The organism is Haladaptatus ordinarius (assembly GCF_054177595.1).
This window is the reverse complement of the sequence record NZ_JBPEHH010000231.1, coordinates 1-2304: the sequence shown is the minus strand read 5'-3', so window position 1 is coordinate 2304 and position 2304 is coordinate 1. Positions and strand designations below refer to the sequence as shown.

The following is a 2304-nucleotide window of genomic DNA, read 5'->3' as shown; positions in this document are numbered from 1 at the left end:
CGCGCTAGCCGTCTGAGCGATGCCATATCGCCAGACGGCGTCCATTTCCCGGTTAATCTGACGGAAGATAACCGTGAGAGCGTCTGAGACTGTCGTCATTCTGCGGCAAAACAAGGCAACCGTACTTCTACTCCAAGAGAGCCAATAATTGAGCGACGTAGGGGCTGTTCTCCCAGCTCCGATGCGGGCTAATCGTCACGATGAGCGTTCGTGCCTCTTCATGGGTCATGTGGTCGTTGCGGGCGTAGTCACAGAGCAACCGTGGTGTCGGGACGATACGCGGGCCCTGCAGGACTGCATGGATGAGCGCGAAATTCGTGCCGCCGAACTCGTCGGTCAGAAACCCGTCGACGTCGAGGGCGTTCGCGAGCACGATGCCGTCGGTTTCGCCGTCGTCGAGGCCGAATGTCGGTCGTGAGTCGGGCGTGTCGGCTCGTTCATAGGGGTCGTCGACCGTGTAGTGAGTGCGAGCGGCGAGGACATTGGCCGCTGCAGCGCCGTGGATGTCCTGGTACTGGGCCATGTCACGGAGCTCTGCAACGACTTCCGGTGGCACGGAGACGTCACACGAAGTGAGGAAATACTGGAGGGGATCCGGAGCGGTGTCGATGTCGTAGGCTGCGTCGGCTCGTGGGACGGCGAGACTGACCAGCGCACTCGTGTCGGCGACGACGGTCCGCAGCCGCGGCCTGCTCATCGCTCGTCGCCGTCGGCGGTATCGACCGTCGTCGCGTCGTCCCCGTAGATGTCGACCTCCGCAGGCGCAGCAAGATCGAACGGTTCACCCTCGAGATCCGCTTTGAGGAGCCGAAGCCGTTGGGCAGTCTCGGCGCCGACCAGCTGCTTGACCGTCTCGAATTCGAGTTGATCGTCGTAGTATTTCGTCGCCACCAGTTCCTGGAACGTCTCGCTGTCGGCGGTCTCTTCGATGTACTCGCGGATCGCTTCGACGAGGACATCCGTCCGGTCTTTGTCGAAGAGGTCCGCGATCGCGTCGAGACGCTCGACGAGATACTCCGGGGACTGGAAGTGAACCCGTCGGGGTTTGTCACTCGCGCTCATCCTATGTGCAAGTTCTGCACACAGCCCGATAACGGTTCCGGTGTATGCACATATCTTGCACATCGATGCAGGTGGCCCATTGGAACGGGCTGGTCGACAGCTACCTTAATCAAGGCGAGAATCCCGCATTTGGGTCGGGCATGAATTCGCCACCCCATTTTACGAACCACGCTCGGCGTTCACTCCGGGGGTATCCTCCCTGACTTTCATCTCGCCTTCGAGGAGCAATCCCTTCCACGTCAACCCACACGGTGCTTCTTCAGCTCCTTCAACCGCTTGTACTGTTCCTCGTCATCGAACTCGATGCGCACTTCGACCATACAGTAACACACAAGCCACATCTTAATGTGTGTCCCGGCACAACCAGTAATTGATGAAGCGGGCCAACACGTTCGAGGTAGTTCCGCAGTCCGACGAGGACGAGGAGTTGCTTCGACGCCTGTTGGACGCTTCTGCCGCTCTCTGGAACGAAATCAACTACGAGCGCCGCGAGAACCACGCCGACCCGGACGGCGACATCTGGGACATCAGCGAGTATCGCGGACGCTACGGTGGTGTTCTCGGTGCTTCAACGGTTCAGCAAATCGAACGCAAGAACCGCGAAGCGTGGCGGTCGTTCTTCAGCCTCAAAGAGAAGGGCGAAGCCAACGGCAAGCCCGGCTTCTGGGGGAACTCAGAAAACGGGCGAGAACTCCGCACGTACATCCGCAATACGTCGTACTCTGTCAAGTAGGGTGAATACTCTCGCCTCGAAATGCTCGTCGGCCAAGACCTGAAAGACGAGTATGGGTTGGGACACCGCGAACGCCTCCGACTCGAAGTTCGGGGCGACCCCAACTGGAACGAGTACGAGAAACAGGGTCGGTTGGAGTTGTTCTACGACGAGCAAGCCCAATCGTTCAGGGCCTTTCAGCCAGTCACCGTCGATGATTCTCGGCTGGCACAACCACTGGCTTCGGAAGAAGCCGCTCTGGACATCGGTGCGAACAACCTCGTCGCCTGTACAACTACGACCGGCAAGCAATACCTGTACGAAGGACGCAACCTGTTCGACAGGTTCCGCGAACCCACACGAGAAATCGCCCGCCTCCAAACACTGTTGGAGGAAGGTCGATACAGTAGTCACGGCTCAATTGAATCCGCGAATATCTCTCGCATTCACGCTTCTATCGATTGTTCAATGTTGTGAACGCCAGCTATGAGCGCAATCTCGCGGAACTGACGAAACCAGTCACGCGCTCG

The 2304-nt window shown here is 58.7% G+C and carries 2 protein-coding genes and 1 pseudogene; 1 reads left to right on the top strand and 2 read right to left on the bottom strand.

What is annotated here, in order from left to right; translation table 11 throughout:
* Nucleotides 1-127: 127 nt before the first annotated feature.
* Entirely contained in the window at nt 128-697 is a 570-nt protein-coding gene (locus ACR3FF_RS26760; RefSeq protein ID WP_458191109.1) for a hypothetical protein, read from the bottom strand.
* Entirely contained in the window at nt 694-1062 is a 369-nt protein-coding gene (locus tag ACR3FF_RS26755) for a hypothetical protein (RefSeq protein WP_458191108.1), read from the bottom strand. Before ACR3FF_RS26755 ends, ACR3FF_RS26760 begins: the two co-directional genes overlap by 4 nt.
* A 373-nt stretch (nt 1063-1435) precedes the next feature.
* Here ACR3FF_RS26755 and ACR3FF_RS26750 point away from each other — a divergent pair.
* Nucleotides 1436-2188, top strand: a pseudogene (locus ACR3FF_RS26750) (transposase); the annotation flags it as partial.
* Between the last annotated feature and the right edge of the window lie 116 nt (nt 2189-2304).